This is a genomic window from Sinobaca sp. TMA16-18, assembly GCF_059510535.1.
On record NZ_JCAKFM010000010.1, the window covers coordinates 16,341 to 35,401 of the forward strand.

Below are 19,061 nucleotides of genomic sequence, written 5' to 3' on the forward strand. Positions count from 1 at the left end.
AAAAATTATTCAGACACTGATACGAGGTCTGCCTGGATAATGTAGCGGTCCGGAGCATTGCCCAGATAATCCAGTGGATAGCAGGTCGTTAGTGTTAACGTTGGCGTCTCTTTATCTACAATGACTGTCCGGTCGTCTTTATCTGTGATCCACGTTTTTGATATTTCGTATTCATACCGTCTGCCATCGTAGTCCAGCGTCAGCATGTCGCCGCTCTCCAGTTCTCCCAGTTCCGTAAAGACGGTGTCTCTATGGCCGCTCAGCACCGTATGACGCTTCTGGTCGGGTGTCGTCGTCCATTCGCTCACATACATACCGACGCCCTGCTTTAAGGTAGCATCATCTGCCCCCCAGAACGCTTGATAGGCATTTTCAATTTTAGGAATTTCCAGACGGGCCATCTCCTCGCCCTGCTCGTAGCCGGTCACCTCGTCACTCATTACAGGAGCGGCTTCCTGTGCAGCCGGCTCAGTACCGGCTGTCTCTTCTGCAGGAGCTTCCTCGGCTTCCGCCGTATTGGTTTCATCCGGAGCTTCTGTTTCGCTTTCTTCTATTGAAATAGTTTCAACCGATTGGCTTCCCTGCCACCATTGATAACCAAAATAACCGGCCACAGCCAGACCCGCGCACATAATCAGCATATAGAGTTTTTCCATGTCGGCCCCCTCTTTTATGTATGATCCCCATTATACGGCAAGAAGCTGTATTCTTCCAGAATGAGTAAATTAATAAAATCCTTATGAAATTCTCATCATTTTCTCATAGAGCATTCAGGATTCTTTCATTTTTGACCTTTATGATTAGGGTAACAAATCAAACGAGGAGGAAATGCAAAATGAAAAAATTTATGATTGCCAGTGCATGTGTAATAGGTCTTGGAGGTGCTGCAGTAGGGATGAATCAATTTTCAGTATCCGCCGATGATGACGAAGTTGTTGGCGGCGTATCGCAGGAGCAGACGGAAAGCCAGGAACAAAATAACACTAACAGCGGTCTTCTATCCGTTGAGGAAATCAGCGACATCGCTACCCAGGATTATCCGGGCAAAGTAGTGGAGATTGACCTTGATTCTGATGATGGCGTAAAGAAATACGAGCTGGATATTATCGGAGATGAATATAAGTATGAAGTAGAATACAATGCAGAAACCGGCGAATTTATTAAAGAAGACGACAAGGAAGAAGTCAGGGCTTCGGAGAGTACTCCGACCGCTGACAGTAAAGCTGCGGCAAACAAAGACGATGATGAGGACGATGACGATCAGGTACGCGAATCCGCTTCTTCCACCAATGGCCTCGCTGTCAGCATGGATGAGGCAAAAACCATCGCTGTAAAAGAAGTTGGAAACGGAGCTTCCGTTAAAGAAATTGAACTCGATGACGATGACGGCAGAGTGCACTATGAGATGGAGCTTTATGACAATCACAACAATGAAGTAGATATTGATGTCGATGCAGAAACCGGTGACATTATGAAAGTCGACTACGACGATTAATATTCGGCTCCCCGTTTTTCAATCAAAAACAGCTTAAATGAAACCAAAAAAACAAAGCCATGAAATTCACGGCTTTGTTTTTTAGCTGTTATTAACTACGTGCAAATCTGCGACGGAAGAACAGCATGCCGCCGGCTGCTGCAGCTGCAAGTGCTCCTGCAGCAGCATAAAATGGATTGTTTGTGGCTGTATCAGGAAGTGCGCCGCCCTCTTCCATCTCTTCTTCTATGAGCGCGTCCATCGGTATTGCACTATTCACTACTTCTTCTGGTACAACGATTTCCTCTACCCCGTTAAAGTTAAATACGGACATATCCAGACGCTGCACAATATTAATGCTTTCCTCTTCTATAGATAGATCCATGTCCATATCCATGGTGGTTTCCGTCATATAGTATGTGTCTTTGTCTATCGTCATTACATAATGAAGATCATTCACCGTGATATCTTCAAAAATTGCGGCAGCCATCATCCCGGTGTCTTCTTCAGGCACAAGGGAAGCAAGCATTTCTTCAGCAGATTCCATCAGTTCGTCTCCTTCTCCTTCATAGGTAAGGACGTAACTGTCTCCCGCATCTTCCACGGACATATCTTCTCCAAGAGCAGCAGTCTGTTCCATCTGTACTCCGCTTTGAGATATAGCCATCAGTTCGTTAATGTCTCCTGTAAATGAATCATCCAGCTTAATCCAGCTTCCATCTATATCCTGCTGGTAAAAGCCATCTTCTGTCCAATAGGAATCAAGCGTCGTCTCTTCTTCTCCCTCCATTGAAGTAGTCGCTGTCTGCTTCATGGAAAAAGGATTCATTACTACATCTTCTGTAGAATGGGTCGTCGTCGTAAACGTGCCGCCTTCCATCATCGGATCGGTAATCGTCTGTTCGAGCATCGTTTCACTGGAATAGCTTTCCAGCTCCATCATTGCTTTGTTTGATTCTTCGAGAATAGATGCTGCATCCGGTGTTTCCTCTGCAAAAGCCTGGGATGGAAGAGCGACTGCTGTTGCGGCTGCTAGTGTAGTAAGTACTGCGGCTTTCTTTTTCATTTGTTAAACGCCCCTTGTCTGATTGTTTGTATGTATGATCTAGGCTGGTATACTTATTTCTAAAAAAATAAGTAAGTACTTTATTTATGCCCTAGATTTCCAGATGCTAAACTTATTTTCCTTAATTTGTTAAAAAAATCCTCCAGTAGTCAACTGGAGGATTCTGCTTAATACGTTTCTTCTTTTGCAGGAGGAAGAGACGTAGTTACCTGCGTGCCGGCAATAAAGTCATGTATTGCCCGCTTATCTTCGCGGATTGCCACCATAAATATGGATACGATAACACCTATACCTAATGTAAGCAGGTAGACAAGTCCGCTTACTATTACCCGCATCAACATGGTACCAATCCCTACATTGCTTCCATCGACTTTCATGATGCGTATGCCTAACGCTTTCTTACCAACCGTATAACCGGACCAAAGTACCGGCAGGGCTAAACTGTAAAGAAGGCTAATACTGTTGTTTGCAAAATCGACCCCAACATCCCATCCTTCATCAGGAGCAGTTGTATTTCCTCCAAAAATAGCGATAACAATCAATCCAATAATAAATCCTGCGATTCCGACAATAAAACCATCGATAATGTTAGCCGCAAGACGCCTCCAAAAACCACCCGGCTGTCCTGTCATATTTATCTCCTCCTTATTTTATTTACATTTTATACCTAGTATCTACTATAATAGAATAACATTTTTCACCTCTTATTTTCCAATTTTTTGTGAACATCTTCTAAGTAAAACGAAAAAGCTGCCTCTTTAAAGAGGCAGCCCGGATATCAATCAGCAAACACGTGCTTACCGATGGATAGTCTTGGCGTTCTTGTGAAAATCCATGAAGACGTAGCATCTACCGGATTGTAATAATAATTTGCGCCGGCTGATGGATCCCATCCGCCCCATGCGTCTTTTACTGCCTGGTATGCTGTCGCATCCGGAGTTAAGTAATACTGCCCGTCCTGCACCGCAGTAAATGCGTTTACCTGATGGATAACAGTTGAAGCAGAGGATGGAAATTCTGAAGACTCTATTCTATTTTTGATAACAGCTGCTACAGCTACCTGTCCTTCATAAGATTCTCCTCTGGCTTCGCCGTAAACTACCTGGGCGATGGATGTTACTTCATCTAGTTTATTAATAGTAGCAGGTCCTGCAACCCCATCTGCGGGAAGCCCAAAGTCAGCCTGAAACTGCCTTACTGCTTCCGTAGTCAATGGACCGTAGTGTCCGGTGGAAACGGAATTTAAGTAATTCATATTTCGAAGCTTGTCCTGGATATTGATCACTGTTTGATCCTGAAGATGCACCTGTTCATTTGCCTGTGCCTGTTTCGAGTCGATAGAAAAACCTAATATCATAATAAGAGCAATAAAACCCGAAACAAGCCATTTGTTACTAAACATTGAATCCCTCCTTTTCTATTACTTTACCTCAAAGTGAACAAAACAACTTATTATTTTCACTTTTCAGTAATTATTACCTACCCAACATTTTTCCTTCTTTATACAGACGTTTCACGTGAAACAAAAAAAGACCCTTCCTGAAAAGGGTCTCCCATGCTGCTTTTTGCTTTCACTTTTAAGAATTTTTTCTATTCTGCTTTTACTAAGAACCAGCCATTTTTCAGGTTTTCTTTGTTATAGGCAAAGCGATTTTTGCTGTCGTCCAATACGGAGCCGCCGGCTGCTTCCACTACTGCCTGTCCTGCCGCAGTATCCCACTCCATCGTTGGCGCATAGCGGGGATAGAAGTGCGCCTGGCCTTCTGCTACCAGGCAGAATTTCAGCGAACTTCCTGCAGAAACAACGTTTACTGTATCATGTGTTTCTTTTAATTCATTAATAAAGCTTTCGGTTTCTTCATTCATATGGGAGCGGCTCGCTACTACTTCCGCCGGGCCTTCCGGAGACAGCGCGGAAATAATCTCCCCCATGCTCCACATGTCGTCAAAAGAAGCAAAGCCGCGGTTGGAGGCCTGGGCTATTTTCACTGCCCCTTTTTTTCCGTACCCTACGTACAACGTATCCAGTGCCGGTGCATAAATAATGCCCAGCACGGGATAGGAATCTTCAATCAGTGCAATATTTACAGTAAATTCGCCGTTCTTTTTAATAAATTCCTTCGTGCCGTCCAGCGGATCAACCAGCCAGAACTTTTTCCATTTTTTTCTTTCTTCATAGGAAGCAATGGTCCCCTCTTCACTTAATACAGGGATGTCTGCATCCAGTTTCTCCAGGCCGGCGGCTATCGTCTGATGGGCTCTTTTATCAGCTATCGTCAGAGGCGAGTCATCTTCTTTATGCTCAACCTCCATATCTCCCGAATATACCTCCATAATATCGATTCCGGCAGCTACTGCTATATCTTTTAATGAAAATATCAGGTCCTTATACATCAAAACATCCTCTCTCTACTTTTCAAGCATCCATACATTATCAGGCTCTAATAACGGCAATAACAAGCAGAATCCAGCCCGCAATAAAGGCGGTTCCGCCAATAGGCGTAATCGCTCCAAGCCAGCCGATGCCTGTAAAAGCCATCGTGTACAAACTGCCGGAAAAAATAACAATACCGGCAAACAGCAGCCAGCCTGCCCAGGCGATAAGCGCACTACCGCCTATATGAGCTGCCACCAGCCCTATGGCCAGAAGACCGAGAGCATGCATAATATGATACTGAACGCCGGTCTGATAGACCTCTATCAGCCTTGCACTGATACGTCCTTCAAGCCCGTGCGCTCCAAAAGCACCGAACCCGACAGCAATGGCCGCGTTCAGCGCTCCAAGAATAATAAATAGTTTCCACATAGTTATTCTCCTTTAGGTTTCTGCTTAAAAATCAAATAGACTGCCGTCCGTAGAAGGCAGTTCTTCCTTAGAAACGGTGGGTGCCGGCTGGGAACCGGTGGACTCCTTTACCTGTTGTACCGATGCAGGACGTGCCTCTGGAACCTTCGGTACCGGCTTCCGGTTCGGAGAAGATTGTGCACCCGTATTAGAGGCCAGCAGCACCCCGCAGTAAGCTTCCAGTATGCGTGCATGAGCTTTCACTTCTGCTTCTTCTTCTTTATCTGCATGATCCGAGATCAAAATAAGCTCTTCTTCCATCTTTTCCAACAAAGCCCGAATGGAAATATTCATTAATAAGTCACCTGCTTTCGGCTTTCTATGCTTTGTATAGTATAGCATCTTGTATTGTCACGGTTAAGTAGCAACTCTGTGACCATGTTTGAAAAAGTATGATACTATACAACAAAATGGAAAAAAGGAGGCTGCGCAGTGAAAATTAGAAATGTAGTCATTTTTATTCTGGGCGTATTGATTGGCATTTTCGTCCTCGTTCCCCTCCTCCCCCTATAAAAAAAGGCCGCCCTTTTTCAGGACCGCCTTTCTGCTTACTACATAGATCTCACTGCAATGGTACATCGGGATACACAAAGCAGTTTCTCTTCTTCATCCGTCAGCTTAATTTCCCAGACCATCGTAGATCGCCCTACGTGGAGGGGAACACCCACTGCTGTAACCATTCCATCTTTTTTGCTTCGAATATGATTGGCGTTTATCTCCAGGCCTACAACGAACTGTTTATCCTGATCGACCAGGTTGTAGGCTCCAACGCTTGCTGTTGTTTCGGCAAGAGCTACTGACGCGCCTCCATGAAGAAGTCCAAACGGCTGCTTTACTCTCCCATCCACCGGCATTTCCGCCACCACTTTTTCTTTTTCGAGCGTCACGATACGAATATTCAATGCCTGCATTAACGTGTCATACTGCTGCTCTTCTGCCATTCCAATCACTCCTTTTACTTTGTGAGATTCATGAAATCTTCTGTATCCTTAAGCAGGCTTTTCGCCGCATTCTTCCAAAAATCGACTGTCGTAATATCTTCGTTCAAGTGCTTCCAGGCAAGATCTTCTGTCGTCATACTTGCCGTGTCCCGGAGAAGCGCCGTGTATTTTTCTTCAAAGGCCGCTCCTTCTTGTTTTGCCTTATCGTAAAGACTCATGCTGAATAAGTAGCCGAATGTATAAGGGAAGTTATAAAACGGAACGCCTGTCATATGAAAATGGAGCTTCGATGCCCAAAAATGGGGGTCATAGGAATGCAGCTTGTCGCCGTAAGCTTCCCTCTGGGCTTCCGTCATAATTGTACTAATATCAGCGGCCGACAGCCATCCATTTTTTCTCGCTTCATAGTACCTTGTTTCAAACAGGTACCTGGAGTGAAGGTTCATAAAAAATGCCATGCCCCGGTTAATTTTGGCATCCAAAAGCGATATTTTTTCTTCGGTTGTTTTAGCTGCTCTAATCGAGGCATCCGCAATAATCTGCTCCGCAAACGTTGAGGCTGTTTCCGCCACGTTCATGGCATAGCGCGTGGAGTAATAAGGCAGGCCTTTCATCACATGCTGATGGTAAGCATGGCCGATTTCGTGGGCCAATGTTGCCAGGTTGGACGGCGTTCCTTCATACGTCATGAAAATTCTAGTTTCATTGCTTACCGGAAACGTGGTACAGAATCCGCCCGGCCTTTTGTTTTCCCGGTCTTCTGCTTCGATCCAGCTGTTTTCAAATGCCATTTTGGTAAAGGAGGCCAGCTTCGGGCTGAAGTCTTCAAACTGTTCCGTAATCAGCTTCGCTCCTTCGTCGAACGACATACGCGGCATCTCCTGCTGGGCCAGAGGCGCATGAACATCATGCCATTCCAGCTTTTCCACGCCCATTAAAGCGGCTTTACGCTCCATGTATGTATACAGCAGCGGCTTCATGTCTTCGATGGCACTCCACATCGCGTCCAGTGTATCTTTGCTCATCCGGTTAATCAGCAGCGGTTCTTTTAAAGGATCTTCCCACCCTCTCTTTTCATAAAGGCCCAGGCGGAAACCGGATAAATGATTAAGCGTTTCGGCAAACAAATCTGCTTTTTCGCCCCAGGCCGCTTCCCACTTTTTAAACATCATCTTTCTTGTTTCCCGGTTACTGCTCTCTAATTTATTCTGTGCCTGCCCGGCTGACAGATAGGACGTTTTCCCGCTTTCTTCGAATGGGATCGAAAGTGACCGTACGAGGCTCTGATACATTTCACTCCAGCCGTGATATCCGTCCTGGGAAAGTTCTCCGACAAGTTTTTCCTGTTCCGGCGGTAACTTTTCATCGGCCCACTGCTTTTTTTCTTTCAGGGCAAAAGCTATCGGCTTTCCTTTTTCTGTGTGCTGCAGTTTCTCAAAAAGCACCGGATCCATTTTGGCAATATGGGCATCCAATTCGGAAGCACAGGCGCCGATCCGTGAACGAAACGGTTTAATATTGCCCTGCCACTGCCGGGCTTTTGTATCGTTCATATCCTGGGCATTTAAACAGCCGATAAAAGCAGAAATTTCTTGAAATTCTGCCGACAGCTGCTGCAGGTCTGTCAGCAGCGTAAGCCATTCTTCAGCTTCCTTCTCATCTTCAGGAATCTTCACAGCCACAAGCTTTTCTTCAAGTGTAGTCAAATGCTGGTGAAAGGAATCGGTATATTCACGCAGTTCGGTTGAATCACTGCCTCCTGAAAAGATAGAATCCAAATTCCACTGCAGGGATAAAGAGGTATTCATTACCATTCACTCCTTTTTATTTCGGTTTCCGTAATAATAGTATACCATATATTTTTTCAGCACTTGGGCACCGCGTATAGAAAAAAGGCACCGCTTTTCATTATAAAAGCAGTGCCCTTGGGCTCAGATATTAGACAATCGTATAGCCGAATCCTTCGATCTTGGCATAATTTTCTTCGTCTACTACCCAATACTTATTGTTATTATCTTCTACAACGACTTCTTTAGCGGCAGCGGCTTCTTTAGCAGCTTCCTTTTCTTCGAACTTTACTGCCGGAATCTGCATATCATCAATGAGAATATAAGCCATGCTTACAACACCTCCGTAGTGATAGAAATACCCGTTGTAATCTATCATTAAACGAAGAAGAAAGACTCATTTTTAACTTTCCAGTTCCCCGAGTTTTTTTAAATGGGGCTGCAGTTTATCCAGACTTTCTTTAGGTATGGAACGCTTTGGCACGTTCATCTTTTTTTCTTTTGATGTTTTTTTAGCCGCCAGCACGGTTCTAATGCCGGCTATGTTCAAACCCTGGTCAATAAGCTCTTTAATATCGCTGCACCGGTCAATATCTGCTAGTGAAAACAGCCGTTGATTGCCCTGATTTCTTTCCGGAGAAATCAGCCCCTGTTCTTCGTAGTATCGTATTTGGCGCGCCGATAGATGAGTTAACTCCTGCACTACGCTGATAGGAAAACATGCGGTATGGCGGGGTATATGGCCTTTCACCCTGCTCTCCTCCTTCTCTCCATTCAAGGTGTTTTCACCTTGTCCGGCTATTTAAATGAGCGTACACATCATGAAGTGTTTCAAACCCCTGTTCCATCGTCTGCTCGACGGCCTTTTTCCACAGTTCGGCCGTCATCACTGCATCTCCCAAGGCATTATGCCGGTTTTCTACAGGGATCTTATAATGTCCGCACCAATCATCCAGCGTGTGGAGGGCATGGTCGGGAGCCGCGATTTTCATCAAAAAAGACGTATCAAGCAGGCGGTGTTTAAAACTCGTACCAATCGCCTGATACGTGGCATGCTGCAGAAACTTTCTTTCATGACTGGCATGATGGGCAACAAGAAGGTCCGTCTGCGCAAAATTATAAAATGAGGTCAGCGCGTCTGCAAGCAGCGGAGCCTCCCGCAGTTCTTCTTTATTTAAACCGGTAAGCTCTTCAATTTCTTTCGATAGAGCGTCTGGTTCCTGAACTGTAGTGTAAAACGTTTCATCTGTCTGTACTTTGCTGTTCTTAATTTTAACGGCACCGATAGAAAGAATTTTGTCGCCCCCATCTGGATAAAATCCGGAAGTTTCCAGGTCCAGCACGGTGATTCGAAGGGACGAAATAGGCTTTGTCAGCGGCTGTTCTGCTTTTAATTCTTTTTGCAGATGTCTCATGAAAGACTGATGCTGAGGGTTGGACTGGTCTACTCCTGAAAAGTGACGGACCCACTGAAACATATTATTCATTACCATTACTGGTCACCTGACTCCATATGTTTTTTAGTCTGTTGAAATAGATGTTTTCCCTCTTTTAGCGCTTTCTTCAACTGTTGCTTTTCGTCTTTGTTTAGTTGTTCCACCGGCACATAGTGCACGTCCTCATACGTTTTCTGCTTTTTTGAAAAAGAAGCCCGCAGGTTAAGCATATGATTGAAATGATCCTTTTTCCCCTGCACAAATGGATATTTTTCACTGGTCTGATCCATCCGGCTTGCTGTTCCGGCCTCTTGAATACCTTCTTTTATCGCCAGCAGCCTCATCGCATGAACATAAGGAAAAAAGCCGACATCTTTAATGTGCATAGATCCTGTATAAGGACCTTTATCGTCAGACAGCAGCCGGCCAAAAGCATTGACTCCTTTATGCAGATACGAAGTATTTTCGGACATCCGCTTTAATAATACCGGGTTTTCTTCTGCCTTTTGAAATACATGACTTTTGATTTCTTCCAGGAAATCCGCTTCGCCTACGAGCGTTCTCGCATCCACAAATGTCAGCAGATGCCGGAGCGTTTCCCACGTGTCTGTTTCAATCCAGTCGTCGATCTGTTCCTTCCATCCATCTATACTGTGGCACCAGCGGGGATGAGAGGCCATTACTTTGCCCTCGCAGCGGGGATAGCCGATATAAGCCATACCTTCGCGTATTTCTTCACCTATTTTTAAAAAATAAGACTGGTGCTCTTCATCACTGCCTTCAAATACAATCCCATGGTCCTGATCGCTGAATGTCGCCTGCTCTTTGCGTCCGGCGCTTCCCATTAGAAAAAAAGCAAAGTGAGCGGGAGAAGGTCCCCGCTCACTTTCTACTTTTTGTATAGCAAGAGCAATGGTTTCCTTAATCCACTCATCATGTGCGTCATTGAGTTTCATTGGATCTTCTGCAATCTCGTTTACCTGGGACTCTTTGAGCTGTTTAATTTCTTCATAGGACTCATAAGAAGGTGACAGAGGGCCTTTGCCCTCCTGCGGAGATACGGAAGATTTTGTCATATTAAGCTCCTGTCTTGGATTCAGAATTTTTGGATTCTGCTGCTTTCAATGCTTCAGGATAACCATAGCTTCCGTGTTCACTTATATCAAGACCCATAATTTCTTCTTCTTCAGAAACTCTAAGGCCGCCTGTAATTCCTTTTGTAATAAGAAGCAGTACGTAAGCTGCGACAAAAGCGAAGATTCCGCATGCCAGAACGCTGATAGCCTGAACACCAAGCTGGGTAAAGCCGCCGCCGTAGAACAAACCGGCACGCCCGCCATTCATTTCTGCTAATGCCGGTGTAGCAAAGAATCCTGTAGAAAGGGTACCCCAGATACCTGCTGCTCCGTGAACAGAGATAGCGAAGATCGGGTCATCAATGCCAAGCTTCTCTACGAGCTTCATGCTTCCAAATACAATCAATCCGCCAATGATACCAATAACCACTGCGGCCCATGGATCAACGAATGCGCAGGAGGCTGTAATAGCTACAAGTCCTGCAAGTGCACCGTTTAACATAGTCGGTACATCCGGCTTGCCGATAACCGCCCATGCGATAAGAAGAGCTGCCACAGCACCACCTGCTGCTGCAATTTGTGTATTCAGGGCAACAAAGCCAAAGAATGCGTCGTCTACGCCGAATGTACTACCGGCGTTAAATCCAAACCAACCTACCCATAATAGAAGAACACCAAGAGCGGTAAATACCTGGTTATGTCCTGCTAACTCATTAGGAGAACCATCTTTGTTAAATTTACCGATACGCGGCTTAAGTAAAATGGTTGCCGCCATCGCAGCCATTGCACCAGTTAAGTGAACAACTGTCGAACCTGCGAAATCCTGCTTGCCAAGTTCGCTGATCCATCCTCCGCCCCAGATCCAGTGAGCAACCACCGGATAAACAACTGCTGAAAATAGTAGAGCGAATACAATGTAAGCTGATAATTTAGCTCTTTCTGCAAATCCGCCAAATGCAATCGTTAATGCAATTGCAGCGAAACCAAGCTGAAAGATAAAGTCAACAGAACCTGCCAGCCCATCAAACATTGTAGTAGCGTCCCCGAAGAAAAAGTCAGAGAAGCCGATAATGCCGCCAAGGCTTTCTCCATAAATGAAGCCGTAACCGACAGCCCAGAAAACAAGTGATGCAATTCCGAGTGTGAATACTGTCTTACCGGCGATGTGCCCGGCGTTTTTCATTCGTGTTGAGCCGGCCTCCAAAAGAATAAACCCGCCCTGCATAAGAATAACTAGAATAAATGCGATCATAACCCACAGATTGTTCATTAAAAACATTGGATCCATCTAACAATCTCTCCTCTCAAATGTGAACTTAGTTAACATCTTGCGTTAATGTTATTTTACATTTTAAATTTTCAGAATCTAGTGTTTTGTTAGATAATCTTACATGCAAATAGAATACATGGTTTTTACTGTTTTTTGCTTTTTCTTAGTGCTGCACACATGATAACGGTTTCAATACATAACAAAAAAACTACCTATTTTCAGGCAGTTTTTTTGTAGGAAGTGTCTATTTATTGTTTTTTATTTGTCATAAGGGAAATCATCCGGGTGATACCCATAGCGTTGATCTTCATTCATTCCATCAATAGCCTGAATATCTTCAGCTGTGAGGGAAAAATCAAACACCTGGGCGTTGGCAGTAATCCGCTCCGGGGTAATTGACTTCGGAATAGTAACGACTTTTGTTTCCAGGCACCAGCGTATTAAAACCTGCGCCGGCGTTTTTCCGTGTCTGTCGGCAATTTGTTTGATCGTTTCGTCTTCCAGTAAGTCCCCTCTTCCAAGCGGGCGCCACGCTTCCATCTGAATGCCGTGCGTTTCACAAAACTCCAGCAGCTTTTTCTGCGCGTTCTTCGGGTGATATTCCACCTGGTTTACAGCCGGCGTTACTTTCGCTTCCTTCATTAAGTTCTCCAGATGCTCTTCTGTAAAATTACTGACGCCGATCGCTTTTACTTTTCCTTCTTCATATAGTTTTTCCAACGCGCCCCATGTTTCTTTATACTTACCAGGTACCGGCCAGTGAATAAGGTACAGATCAATAACATCTACGCCGAGATTTTGGCGGGAACGCTCAAAAGCTTCCAGTGTCTGCTCAAACCCCTGTTCATCGTTCCATACTTTTGTAGTCAGGAAAATTTCTTCTCTTGGCACGCCGCTCTCACGAATTGCTTCTCCTACGCTTTTCTCATTTCCGTAAAAAGAAGCCGTATCAATGCTTCTGTATCCATCTTTTAAAGCCTGGAGCACGGCATTTTTTGTCGGTTCTCCAGATTCCGCTTTATATACGCCAAGGCCGACCCAGGGCATGGTGACTCCGTTGTTCAACGATACTTCTGCTGTTTTTATCATAGTAAGTTTCTCCTCTATTTAAATATTTGCTGGAATGGACCAGTCTATTTCCGGCCGTCCCGCTTTCTTCAGAAATGTATTCGTCCGCGAAAATGGTTTACTCCCGAAAAATCCGCGGTGGGCGGCAAAAGGACTCGGGTGGGCGGATGTAATAATCATATGATGGGGATTGGTAATTAGTTCCTGCTTCGACTGCGCATGCTTTCCCCACAATAGGAAAACTACCGGATCTTCTTTTTCATTTATCTTTTTGATAATTTCATTCGTAAATGTTTCCCAGCCTTTGTTTTTATGGGAATTGGCCTCTGCTTTGCGGACAGTAAGAACGGTATTTAACAGCAGGACCCCTTCCTCTGCCCATTTTTTTAAATAGCCGTGGCCGGGAGGCTCCAATCCAAGATCTTCTTCTAGTTCTTTAAAAATATTCTGAAGCGATGGGGGTGTTTTCACTTTCGGCTGCACCGAGAAACTAAGCCCGTGCGCCTGGTTCGGTCCGTGATAAGGGTCCTGTCCCAAAATAACGACTTTTGTATTTTCATAGCTTGTATAGTGAAGCGCATTATAAATATCGTACATATCCGGATACACTGTATGCTCTGTGTATTCTTTTTTCAAAAACTGCCGAAGCTCTTCATAATACTCTTTTTTAAACTCTTCTTCGAGAAGTGGAGCCCAATCATTTTCTAATATGTTCATAGACGATTCTCCTTTATGCGGCATCTGATTTCTATACCCGCTGCCCCTTATATAGAAACGTCCCCACAGTGCAAAAGATAAATGCTTAGAATCCATGAAATGGTGGTATGAGTAACTATGCTCCTATAAAGATAAAAGGAAAGCAGGAGAGGTGAGTTAGTATGGACGATAAAGAAAACAGACGATTTCGATCTGAACGCAGCAAAGATAATCTCGATCCAAGGGACGATCGTTCCTCCAGCCGGGATCCGCTGACAGATGACGACCGCGATCAAAGACGAGAAGAACCAGCCGTGATGGATGACAGGGACAGAGTAGAAGACAGGCCTCCACATGACAGGAACGACCGTCACGAAGACAGCAGCCGCTTTGACGAGCGCGACGAACACCGCCGCCGCGATGAACGTCTCGATAACAGAGACCGTGCTGCAGCCGATCGGAAAAAGGATCACCATTATGATGGAAGGCCGGGTGACGGAGGAAAGAACAACAAAGCATTAGTAGCTCTTATATTAGGTATTCTTTCTGTGTTGGCTTTCTTCGTTCCTCCCGTCGGCTTCCTATTAGGTCTTATTGGTTTGATTCTCGGTATTATGGGACTGCGCGCAGTGAAGCGCTCCTTTAAAACAGGCAGGGGTCAGGCTATTGCAGGTATCATCTTGAGTACGATCGGTATGGTTATATCCGGCCTTTTGATTATCATAGGCCTGCTGGCCGTACTCTTAGGGGATAATCTTCCTCCTGAAATACAGGATGAGCTTAATCAACAGATGGAACAGTTTCAAAATTAATATAAAAGACAGCTGCACTGCGGCTGTCTTTTTTTTGGTTTTCTGCCCAATATACTTATGATAGACTGTCATAATATGGGAAAATACATTTCTCATTTTCCAAGTACTCTACAAGGACTGATCATCATGACAATCACACTATTAGACAAGTCTTTTACTACTTTTACTTTATCAGAAACCGAAAGCACCTTTTTAGAGAAATGCTGGCACTTTTTGCGGAAACCCTCCGGATCCATTAACGTTTTTCAACCCGTCCTGCCGGGAATGACCCAGGCCGTTTCCCTTTCTTCACTAGATGCTTCCACCCAGCAGGACCTGCTGCTGTTTTTAAGCAGAACTCCCTTTATTTATTACGTGTACGATTTCGAAACATTCGCAGAAGACCCTTTTTTTATAGCCTACCTGCAGGAAATACGCCGGCAGGTTCTCGTATAAACGCAAAAGAGAGCCTTTAACGGAAGGCTCTCTTTTGCGTTTGTCGAGAAATTATTCTGTTTTAGATCTCTATACAAGATGCTTATTTCTTTAAATAATATTAAGAGGTAAATATAGGGAAATTGTCCGGCGGCGACTCAGACAGACCAGCCATCGGTGAAGATAAAGAGGTCTGTTTTTTCCTCTTTAGCTGAGCCATGGCCTGTCGAACGCGTCCGCCGACATTGCCTTGTTGGAAAAACATAAATATCTCTCTTTATTATAGTTTATTATTCTTTTTTCAGCGAAGCTTCTCTTAACCGCTTAAGATGAAGCGGTGCATCCATTTGATCGTTTACGACAATCTCAATAAAATGAAGCGTATCCGCCTCATTTAATTGGGAGACCGCCTGCTTTAATTCTTCTGTCGTTGTAACACGTGTTGTGCGGGCACCCGCATAGAAGCTCTTCACCAGTTTAATATAATCCCAGGCAGGAATATCGTTGTATTCGGCCTGAGAGTTATCCGTATTTAAATAACGCTCCACTGTATACCCGCTGTTATTCAGGAAAAAGACTACCGGTTTTACATTCTGCTCCGCCATGGAGCTGAGTCCCTGCGCGGTTAATTGAAAAGATCCATCCCCAATGAATAAAAGCACACGCCTGTCCGGCGCCGCTACCTGAGCTCCAAAGGCCGCAGGAAGCGCATATCCGATGCTCTGCCAGGATCCCTGGGAAATATACAACGCGTCCTCAGGAAGACGCACATGCGCAAGTCCGTAGGACAGGGTGCCCGTTTCCACTACGAGAATATCTTTTGGCCGGAGAATGGATTGAATGACCGGGTAATACGTTTCGGCCTGAAGCGGCGCTCCTTTATCCGGACGTTCGTCATAAAAGGAAGGAACATAAGATAATCCCTCAAAAGTCCGGCTTTCTTTTAAAAGAAGAGCATCAATAACCGCTTCCATCTTTACTTCACCTGCCGGCTCTCCTTTGATAGACAGCTTTAGAGGCTGCAGATCAATTCTCTTTTCCACCGGAAGCTCTGCCGTAAACTTCGCCATATTAAAATCCGACTCCAATAAGCCGGCTGTAATAATAACGTCGGCCTGTTCAACAAATTTCCGAACGTCCTGGTTACCGAAAGCTCCGCCGTACATGCCAATGTATTGGGAATGCTGTTCATTAAATCCGCTCTTTCCCTGCAACATCTGCGCTGTTGGGATATGCAAATGCTCCGCTAATTGAAGGACTTTTTTCTTTAAATGATAGCGGATCGTGTATATATCCACCAGCAGTACAGCAGATTCAGCCTGCTTAAGCATCTTTATTACCGCTTCTGCTCCTTTTTCAGCCAGATCAGCTGTGCTGCTCTCTGCGCTGCCGAATGGAGGTGGAACCGCCTCCGTGTTGATCTTTGTGGCGGCTATGTCCTGGGGAATATCAATATAGACCGGTCTTTTCTTCTCTAAAGCAGCCGCAATGGCCGCCGGAATTTCCCGGACAGCATTATCTGCAGTAATTTTGACCGTATAGGCTGTAATTTCACGGTGCATACGCAAAAACACATCATAGTCTCCGTTCATTAACGTATGATGAGCCTTTGTTCCATTTTTCTGCATGGAGGATGCCGGTGAACCGACAATTTCGATTAACGGCACCTGCTCGCTGAAAGCACCTGCCACCGCATTGGCTGCGCTTAAATCACCCACTCCAAATGTCGTAATCAGGGCGGAAAGTCCTTTTACCTGAGCATATCCGTCTGCGGCATACCCGGCGTTCAATTCGTTTCGATTATCAATAAATTGGATAGATTCATATGTTTCGAGTTCATCGAGCAGGGCAAAGTTATAGTCTCCCGGCACGCCAAAAATTTCTGTTATTCCTTCTTCACGTAAACAATCGTATAAATAGCGACTTACCGTTTTCCACTCGGCCATAACACACCTCCTGTAACTTTTTCCTACTAGTACTGTTCCCAAGAAAAGTGCTGTTCAGACAAGGGAGGCGGAAATCAATCGCAGAGCCTTATTTATGATACGGACTTCCCTGATTGATTTGAAAAGCGCGGTAAATCTGCTCCAGCAGCATAACCCGCATTAATTGGTGGGGAAAGGTTAAATCAGAAAAAGACCACGTTAAATCCGCACGTTTTTTTAGAATGTCTCCAGTTCCCAAAGAACCGCCGATAACAAAGGTAAGATGGCTCTTCCCATAAGTGCCGAGATCCTGAATTGTCGCTGCAAGCTTTTCGGAAGACAGCATCCGTCCTTTTACCTCGAGCAGAACAACATAAGTATCTTTTGTAATTTTATCCATTATTTTACTTTCTTCTTTTTCGATAATTTGTAATTTTTCTTTTTCACTGGCTGTGTCTGGGGTTTTCTCATCATTTACTTCGATTATCTGCAGTTTTGCAAATGCTCTCATCCGTTTTTCGTATTCTGCTATGGCTTCTTTTAAATATTTTTCTTTTAATTTTCCAACTGCAATAATAGTAATATTCATTATTTTTTCCTCCCCAATACATTATCCACAATTCTATCCACATATACACAGGCTTCGTTTTCCTATTCTTCGATTTTATACACAGCGGTTTCTCCACAAAAATTACACACTGTGGATAACTCTTCTCCCATTACAACACTGAATACTGGAAACGTTCCGGTTTCTTCAATAGCATCGTCAAGCGCCCTGTCTGTATGGGTTTCGCAGCAGAATATCATTATTTCACCTTCTTTTTCTTCTTTGTCATCATCATATCATTTCTATAAAAAACTATTTATCCACACCATTTTATTAAAACAATTATAAAAATAAGACCATATTCGTTTATTTCTTATAATCGCGGCAGCAAGTTATCCACATGTGAACATTCATCCAATAAAAAAACTCCCTGATCATTATACCATCAGAGAGTCTTTTGTTTCTTTCTATTTAAAATGGCTGTTCTTCTGCCAGTGTTACTTCTGCGGTTTCCCGTGACCCGTCTCTATAATACGTAAGCGTCACGGTTTCTCCAATACCGGACTCTGTGTACAAATACCGTCTTAAATCATGCGTATTCGCTACCGTATCCCCATTCACTTCTGTGATTACATCATTCTCCGCCAGGTCTGCCTCTTCAGCAGGGGAGCCGTTGGAGATCTGAGTGACTACCACACCGGTGTCTACGCCCTCAGGAAGATTCAGCGTGTTCTGTATTTCCGTATTCGGATACTCAGCAAGAGAACGAATACCGATGCCAATCTGCGGGCGCACAACTTCTCCGTTCGTTTCCAGGTCATTGATGACCGGAATGGCTATTGCAGTTGGAATCGCAAATCCAATCCCTTCCACTGCACCTTCTGCTATTTTCATCGAATTAATACCGATGACCTGGCCTCCGATGTTTACTAAGGCGCCTCCACTGTTCCCCGGGTTGATCGCCGCATCTGTCTGGAGTACTTCTGCCTCCCAGTCCGGCTGCCCGTCTCCTGACAAATCTACTGGGATGCTGCGCTCTGTGGCGCTGATAATTCCCTGAGTTACTGATCCGGATAAATCAGCACCAAGCGGATTCCCAATCGCAAGTGCCGGTTCACCTACCTGCAGATTGTCGGAATTGCCAAGCTCTGCTGCTGTTTCAATGTCGGAAGCATCCATTTCAAGTACGGCTAAATCCGTCAATATATCCGATCCTACCACCTCTGCCGAGATTCTCGACTCATCCGCCAGACTGATTTCCACACTCGATGCTCCGTCAATAACATGATGATTGGTTACAACATAGGCGGTTTCTCCTTCTATTTTATAAATTACTCCGGACCCGACACCTTGATCAGCACTCTCTCCTTCTTCAAAAAAGCCGGAAGGATTCTCCTGCACATTAAACACGCCGACTACGGAATCCGAGACCCGGTTTACAGCTTCCGTTATATCGGAATTTACCGAAACATTCACATTCTGCTCGTCTCCGGAGAAGAGCGATTCTGTTTCAGCGCTGTTTTCTCCGTTTTCACTGCCGAAATCCGGATAAACGTCCGACTGATAAATAAAAGGCCCGGCAGCCAACATTACTCCCGCGCCGAATACGGCTCCAAAAAAAGCGGAACCTCCACCGCGCCGACGGTTCCTGCGCCTGCCAAAATTGTTATAATCCTCATCGTTATAGTATCCCATCTATACACC

Annotated in this window: 23 protein-coding genes; 3 read left to right on the forward strand and 20 right to left on the reverse strand. The window is 44.8% G+C overall.

Annotated elements, in window-relative coordinates; all coding sequences use genetic code 11:
* Positions 1 to 5: 5 nt before the first annotated feature.
* A complete protein-coding gene (gene srtD, locus AC5W14_RS14925) occupies positions 6 to 656 on the reverse strand; it encodes a class D sortase, LPxTATN-specific (protein WP_496194922.1) in 651 nt (216 codons plus the stop codon).
* Positions 657 to 835: 179 nt separating this feature from the next.
* Here srtD and AC5W14_RS14930 point away from each other — a divergent pair, with 179 nt between their 5' ends.
* Complete coding sequence (locus AC5W14_RS14930; RefSeq protein ID WP_496194923.1) at positions 836 to 1,495, forward strand: PepSY domain-containing protein; 660 nt, start codon at positions 836 to 838, stop codon at positions 1,493 to 1,495.
* Between the two features lie 91 nt (positions 1,496 to 1,586).
* Here AC5W14_RS14930 and AC5W14_RS14935 read toward each other — a convergent pair whose 3' ends face one another.
* From AC5W14_RS14935 to AC5W14_RS15005, 15 genes are all read right to left on the reverse strand, one after another.
* Positions 1,587 to 2,540 carry a DUF6612 family protein gene (locus AC5W14_RS14935; RefSeq protein ID WP_496194924.1) on the reverse strand — a complete coding sequence of 318 codons (954 nt, stop codon included), beginning with the start codon at positions 2,538 to 2,540 and terminating at the stop codon, positions 1,587 to 1,589.
* 167 nt (positions 2,541 to 2,707) lie between these two features.
* Positions 2,708 to 3,172 carry an RDD family protein gene (locus AC5W14_RS14940; RefSeq protein ID WP_496058142.1) on the reverse strand — a complete coding sequence of 155 codons (465 nt, stop codon included), beginning with the start codon at positions 3,170 to 3,172 and terminating at the stop codon, positions 2,708 to 2,710.
* A 146-nt stretch (positions 3,173 to 3,318) separates the two neighbouring features.
* Positions 3,319 to 3,942, reverse strand: a complete 624-nt coding sequence (locus tag AC5W14_RS14945; RefSeq protein ID WP_496058143.1) for a cell wall hydrolase — start codon at positions 3,940 to 3,942, stop codon at positions 3,319 to 3,321.
* 188 nt (positions 3,943 to 4,130) lie between these two features.
* Complete coding sequence (gene cysQ, locus AC5W14_RS14950) at positions 4,131 to 4,934, reverse strand: 3'(2'),5'-bisphosphate nucleotidase CysQ (RefSeq protein WP_496194925.1); 804 nt, start codon at positions 4,932 to 4,934, stop codon at positions 4,131 to 4,133.
* Positions 4,935 to 4,974: 40 nt separating this feature from the next.
* Positions 4,975 to 5,346: a DUF423 domain-containing protein gene (locus AC5W14_RS14955; RefSeq protein ID WP_496058145.1), complete on the reverse strand. Its 372-nt coding sequence runs from the start codon at positions 5,344 to 5,346 to the stop codon at positions 4,975 to 4,977.
* A gap of 24 nt (positions 5,347 to 5,370) precedes the next feature.
* Complete coding sequence (locus AC5W14_RS14960) at positions 5,371 to 5,679, reverse strand: DUF5327 family protein (protein WP_496058146.1); 309 nt, start codon at positions 5,677 to 5,679, stop codon at positions 5,371 to 5,373.
* Positions 5,680 to 5,936: 257 nt separating this feature from the next.
* Positions 5,937 to 6,326, reverse strand: a complete 390-nt coding sequence (locus AC5W14_RS14965) for a hotdog fold thioesterase (RefSeq protein ID WP_496058147.1) — start codon at positions 6,324 to 6,326, stop codon at positions 5,937 to 5,939.
* Between the two features lie 14 nt (positions 6,327 to 6,340).
* A complete protein-coding gene (locus tag AC5W14_RS14970; protein WP_496194926.1) occupies positions 6,341 to 8,134 on the reverse strand; it encodes a M3 family oligoendopeptidase in 1,794 nt (597 codons plus the stop codon).
* A 130-nt stretch (positions 8,135 to 8,264) separates the two neighbouring features.
* Complete coding sequence (locus AC5W14_RS14975) at positions 8,265 to 8,444, reverse strand: hypothetical protein (RefSeq protein WP_496058149.1); 180 nt, start codon at positions 8,442 to 8,444, stop codon at positions 8,265 to 8,267.
* Positions 8,445 to 8,516: 72 nt separating this feature from the next.
* Positions 8,517 to 8,864 carry a MerR family transcriptional regulator gene (locus AC5W14_RS14980; RefSeq protein WP_496058150.1) on the reverse strand — a complete coding sequence of 116 codons (348 nt, stop codon included), beginning with the start codon at positions 8,862 to 8,864 and terminating at the stop codon, positions 8,517 to 8,519.
* 34 nt (positions 8,865 to 8,898) lie between these two features.
* Positions 8,899 to 9,600: an exonuclease domain-containing protein gene (locus AC5W14_RS14985; RefSeq protein WP_496058151.1), complete on the reverse strand. Its 702-nt coding sequence runs from the start codon at positions 9,598 to 9,600 to the stop codon at positions 8,899 to 8,901.
* Between the two features lie 5 nt (positions 9,601 to 9,605).
* Complete coding sequence (locus tag AC5W14_RS14990) at positions 9,606 to 10,625, reverse strand: DUF294 nucleotidyltransferase-like domain-containing protein (protein WP_496194927.1); 1,020 nt, start codon at positions 10,623 to 10,625, stop codon at positions 9,606 to 9,608.
* Between the two features lies 1 nt (position 10,626).
* The gene (locus tag AC5W14_RS14995) at positions 10,627 to 11,913 is read right to left on the reverse strand and encodes an ammonium transporter (protein WP_496194928.1); all 1,287 of its coding nucleotides are present in this window, start codon (positions 11,911 to 11,913) and stop codon (positions 10,627 to 10,629) included.
* A gap of 240 nt (positions 11,914 to 12,153) precedes the next feature.
* Positions 12,154 to 12,984 (reverse strand): aldo/keto reductase, encoded by an 831-nt coding sequence (locus AC5W14_RS15000; RefSeq protein WP_496058154.1) that lies wholly within the window; start codon positions 12,982 to 12,984, stop codon positions 12,154 to 12,156.
* 18 nt (positions 12,985 to 13,002) lie between these two features.
* Positions 13,003 to 13,680 (reverse strand): uracil-DNA glycosylase, encoded by a 678-nt coding sequence (locus AC5W14_RS15005; protein ID WP_496058155.1) that lies wholly within the window; start codon positions 13,678 to 13,680, stop codon positions 13,003 to 13,005.
* A 161-nt stretch (positions 13,681 to 13,841) separates the two neighbouring features.
* Here AC5W14_RS15005 and AC5W14_RS15010 point away from each other — a divergent pair, with 161 nt between their 5' ends.
* Both AC5W14_RS15010 and AC5W14_RS15015 read left to right on the forward strand, forming a co-directional pair.
* Complete coding sequence (locus tag AC5W14_RS15010) at positions 13,842 to 14,471, forward strand: DUF4190 domain-containing protein (RefSeq protein ID WP_496194929.1); 630 nt, start codon at positions 13,842 to 13,844, stop codon at positions 14,469 to 14,471.
* Positions 14,472 to 14,597: 126 nt separating this feature from the next.
* Positions 14,598 to 14,906, forward strand: a complete 309-nt coding sequence (locus AC5W14_RS15015) for a hypothetical protein (RefSeq protein WP_496194930.1) — start codon at positions 14,598 to 14,600, stop codon at positions 14,904 to 14,906.
* Between the two features lie 269 nt (positions 14,907 to 15,175).
* On the opposite strand, the gene AC5W14_RS15020 is transcribed toward AC5W14_RS15015, so the two are convergent.
* The 4 genes from AC5W14_RS15020 to AC5W14_RS15035 all read right to left on the reverse strand — a co-directional run bounded on the left by AC5W14_RS15020 (position 15,176) and on the right by AC5W14_RS15035 (position 19,052).
* The gene (locus AC5W14_RS15020) at positions 15,176 to 16,831 is read right to left on the reverse strand and encodes an alpha-keto acid decarboxylase family protein (protein ID WP_496194931.1); all 1,656 of its coding nucleotides are present in this window, start codon (positions 16,829 to 16,831) and stop codon (positions 15,176 to 15,178) included.
* An 88-nt stretch (positions 16,832 to 16,919) separates the two neighbouring features.
* A complete protein-coding gene (gene rlmH / locus AC5W14_RS15025; protein WP_496058159.1) occupies positions 16,920 to 17,399 on the reverse strand; it encodes a 23S rRNA (pseudouridine(1915)-N(3))-methyltransferase RlmH in 480 nt (159 codons plus the stop codon).
* Positions 17,400 to 17,461: 62 nt separating this feature from the next.
* Entirely contained in the window at positions 17,462 to 17,617 is a 156-nt protein-coding gene (locus tag AC5W14_RS15030) for a CxxH/CxxC protein (RefSeq protein WP_496058160.1), read from the reverse strand.
* Between the two features lie 211 nt (positions 17,618 to 17,828).
* Positions 17,829 to 19,052: a S1C family serine protease gene (locus tag AC5W14_RS15035; protein WP_496058161.1), complete on the reverse strand. Its 1,224-nt coding sequence runs from the start codon at positions 19,050 to 19,052 to the stop codon at positions 17,829 to 17,831.
* Positions 19,053 to 19,061: the final 9 nt, after the last annotated feature.

What these genes read in the sequence shown, in the direction of transcription:
- AC5W14_RS14945 (WP_496058143.1), bottom strand. Translation starts at nt 3,942, where the DNA reads ATGTTTAGTAACAAATGGCTTGTTTCGGGTTTTATTGCTCTTATTATG.
- AC5W14_RS14965 (WP_496058147.1), bottom strand. Translation starts at nt 6,326, where the DNA reads ATGGCAGAAGAGCAGCAGTATGACACGTTAATGCAGGCATTGAATATT.
- AC5W14_RS14940 (WP_496058142.1), bottom strand. Translation starts at nt 3,172, where the DNA reads ATGACAGGACAGCCGGGTGGTTTTTGGAGGCGTCTTGCGGCTAACATT.
- cysQ (WP_496194925.1), bottom strand. Translation starts at nt 4,934, where the DNA reads ATGTATAAGGACCTGATATTTTCATTAAAAGATATAGCAGTAGCTGCC.
- srtD (WP_496194922.1), bottom strand. Translation starts at nt 656, where the DNA reads ATGGAAAAACTCTATATGCTGATTATGTGCGCGGGTCTGGCTGTGGCC.
- AC5W14_RS15010 (WP_496194929.1), top strand. Translation starts at nt 13,842, where the DNA reads ATGGACGATAAAGAAAACAGACGATTTCGATCTGAACGCAGCAAAGAT.
- AC5W14_RS14935 (WP_496194924.1), bottom strand. Translation starts at nt 2,540, where the DNA reads ATGAAAAAGAAAGCCGCAGTACTTACTACACTAGCAGCCGCAACAGCA.
- AC5W14_RS15000 (WP_496058154.1), bottom strand. Translation starts at nt 12,984, where the DNA reads ATGATAAAAACAGCAGAAGTATCGTTGAACAACGGAGTCACCATGCCC.
- AC5W14_RS14930 (WP_496194923.1), top strand. Translation starts at nt 836, where the DNA reads ATGAAAAAATTTATGATTGCCAGTGCATGTGTAATAGGTCTTGGAGGT.
- AC5W14_RS15020 (WP_496194931.1), bottom strand. Translation starts at nt 16,831, where the DNA reads ATGGCCGAGTGGAAAACGGTAAGTCGCTATTTATACGATTGTTTACGT.
- AC5W14_RS14970 (WP_496194926.1), bottom strand. Translation starts at nt 8,134, where the DNA reads ATGAATACCTCTTTATCCCTGCAGTGGAATTTGGATTCTATCTTTTCA.
- AC5W14_RS15030 (WP_496058160.1), bottom strand. Translation starts at nt 17,617, where the DNA reads ATGATATTCTGCTGCGAAACCCATACAGACAGGGCGCTTGACGATGCT.
- AC5W14_RS14960 (WP_496058146.1), bottom strand. Translation starts at nt 5,679, where the DNA reads ATGAATATTTCCATTCGGGCTTTGTTGGAAAAGATGGAAGAAGAGCTT.
- AC5W14_RS14955 (WP_496058145.1), bottom strand. Translation starts at nt 5,346, where the DNA reads ATGTGGAAACTATTTATTATTCTTGGAGCGCTGAACGCGGCCATTGCT.
- rlmH (WP_496058159.1), bottom strand. Translation starts at nt 17,399, where the DNA reads ATGAATATTACTATTATTGCAGTTGGAAAATTAAAAGAAAAATATTTA.
- AC5W14_RS14975 (WP_496058149.1), bottom strand. Translation starts at nt 8,444, where the DNA reads ATGGCTTATATTCTCATTGATGATATGCAGATTCCGGCAGTAAAGTTC.
- AC5W14_RS15035 (WP_496058161.1), bottom strand. Translation starts at nt 19,052, where the DNA reads ATGGGATACTATAACGATGAGGATTATAACAATTTTGGCAGGCGCAGG.
- AC5W14_RS14990 (WP_496194927.1), bottom strand. Translation starts at nt 10,625, where the DNA reads ATGACAAAATCTTCCGTATCTCCGCAGGAGGGCAAAGGCCCTCTGTCA.
- AC5W14_RS14995 (WP_496194928.1), bottom strand. Translation starts at nt 11,913, where the DNA reads ATGGATCCAATGTTTTTAATGAACAATCTGTGGGTTATGATCGCATTT.
- AC5W14_RS15015 (WP_496194930.1), top strand. Translation starts at nt 14,598, where the DNA reads ATGACAATCACACTATTAGACAAGTCTTTTACTACTTTTACTTTATCA.
- AC5W14_RS14985 (WP_496058151.1), bottom strand. Translation starts at nt 9,600, where the DNA reads ATGAATAATATGTTTCAGTGGGTCCGTCACTTTTCAGGAGTAGACCAG.
- AC5W14_RS15005 (WP_496058155.1), bottom strand. Translation starts at nt 13,680, where the DNA reads ATGAACATATTAGAAAATGATTGGGCTCCACTTCTCGAAGAAGAGTTT.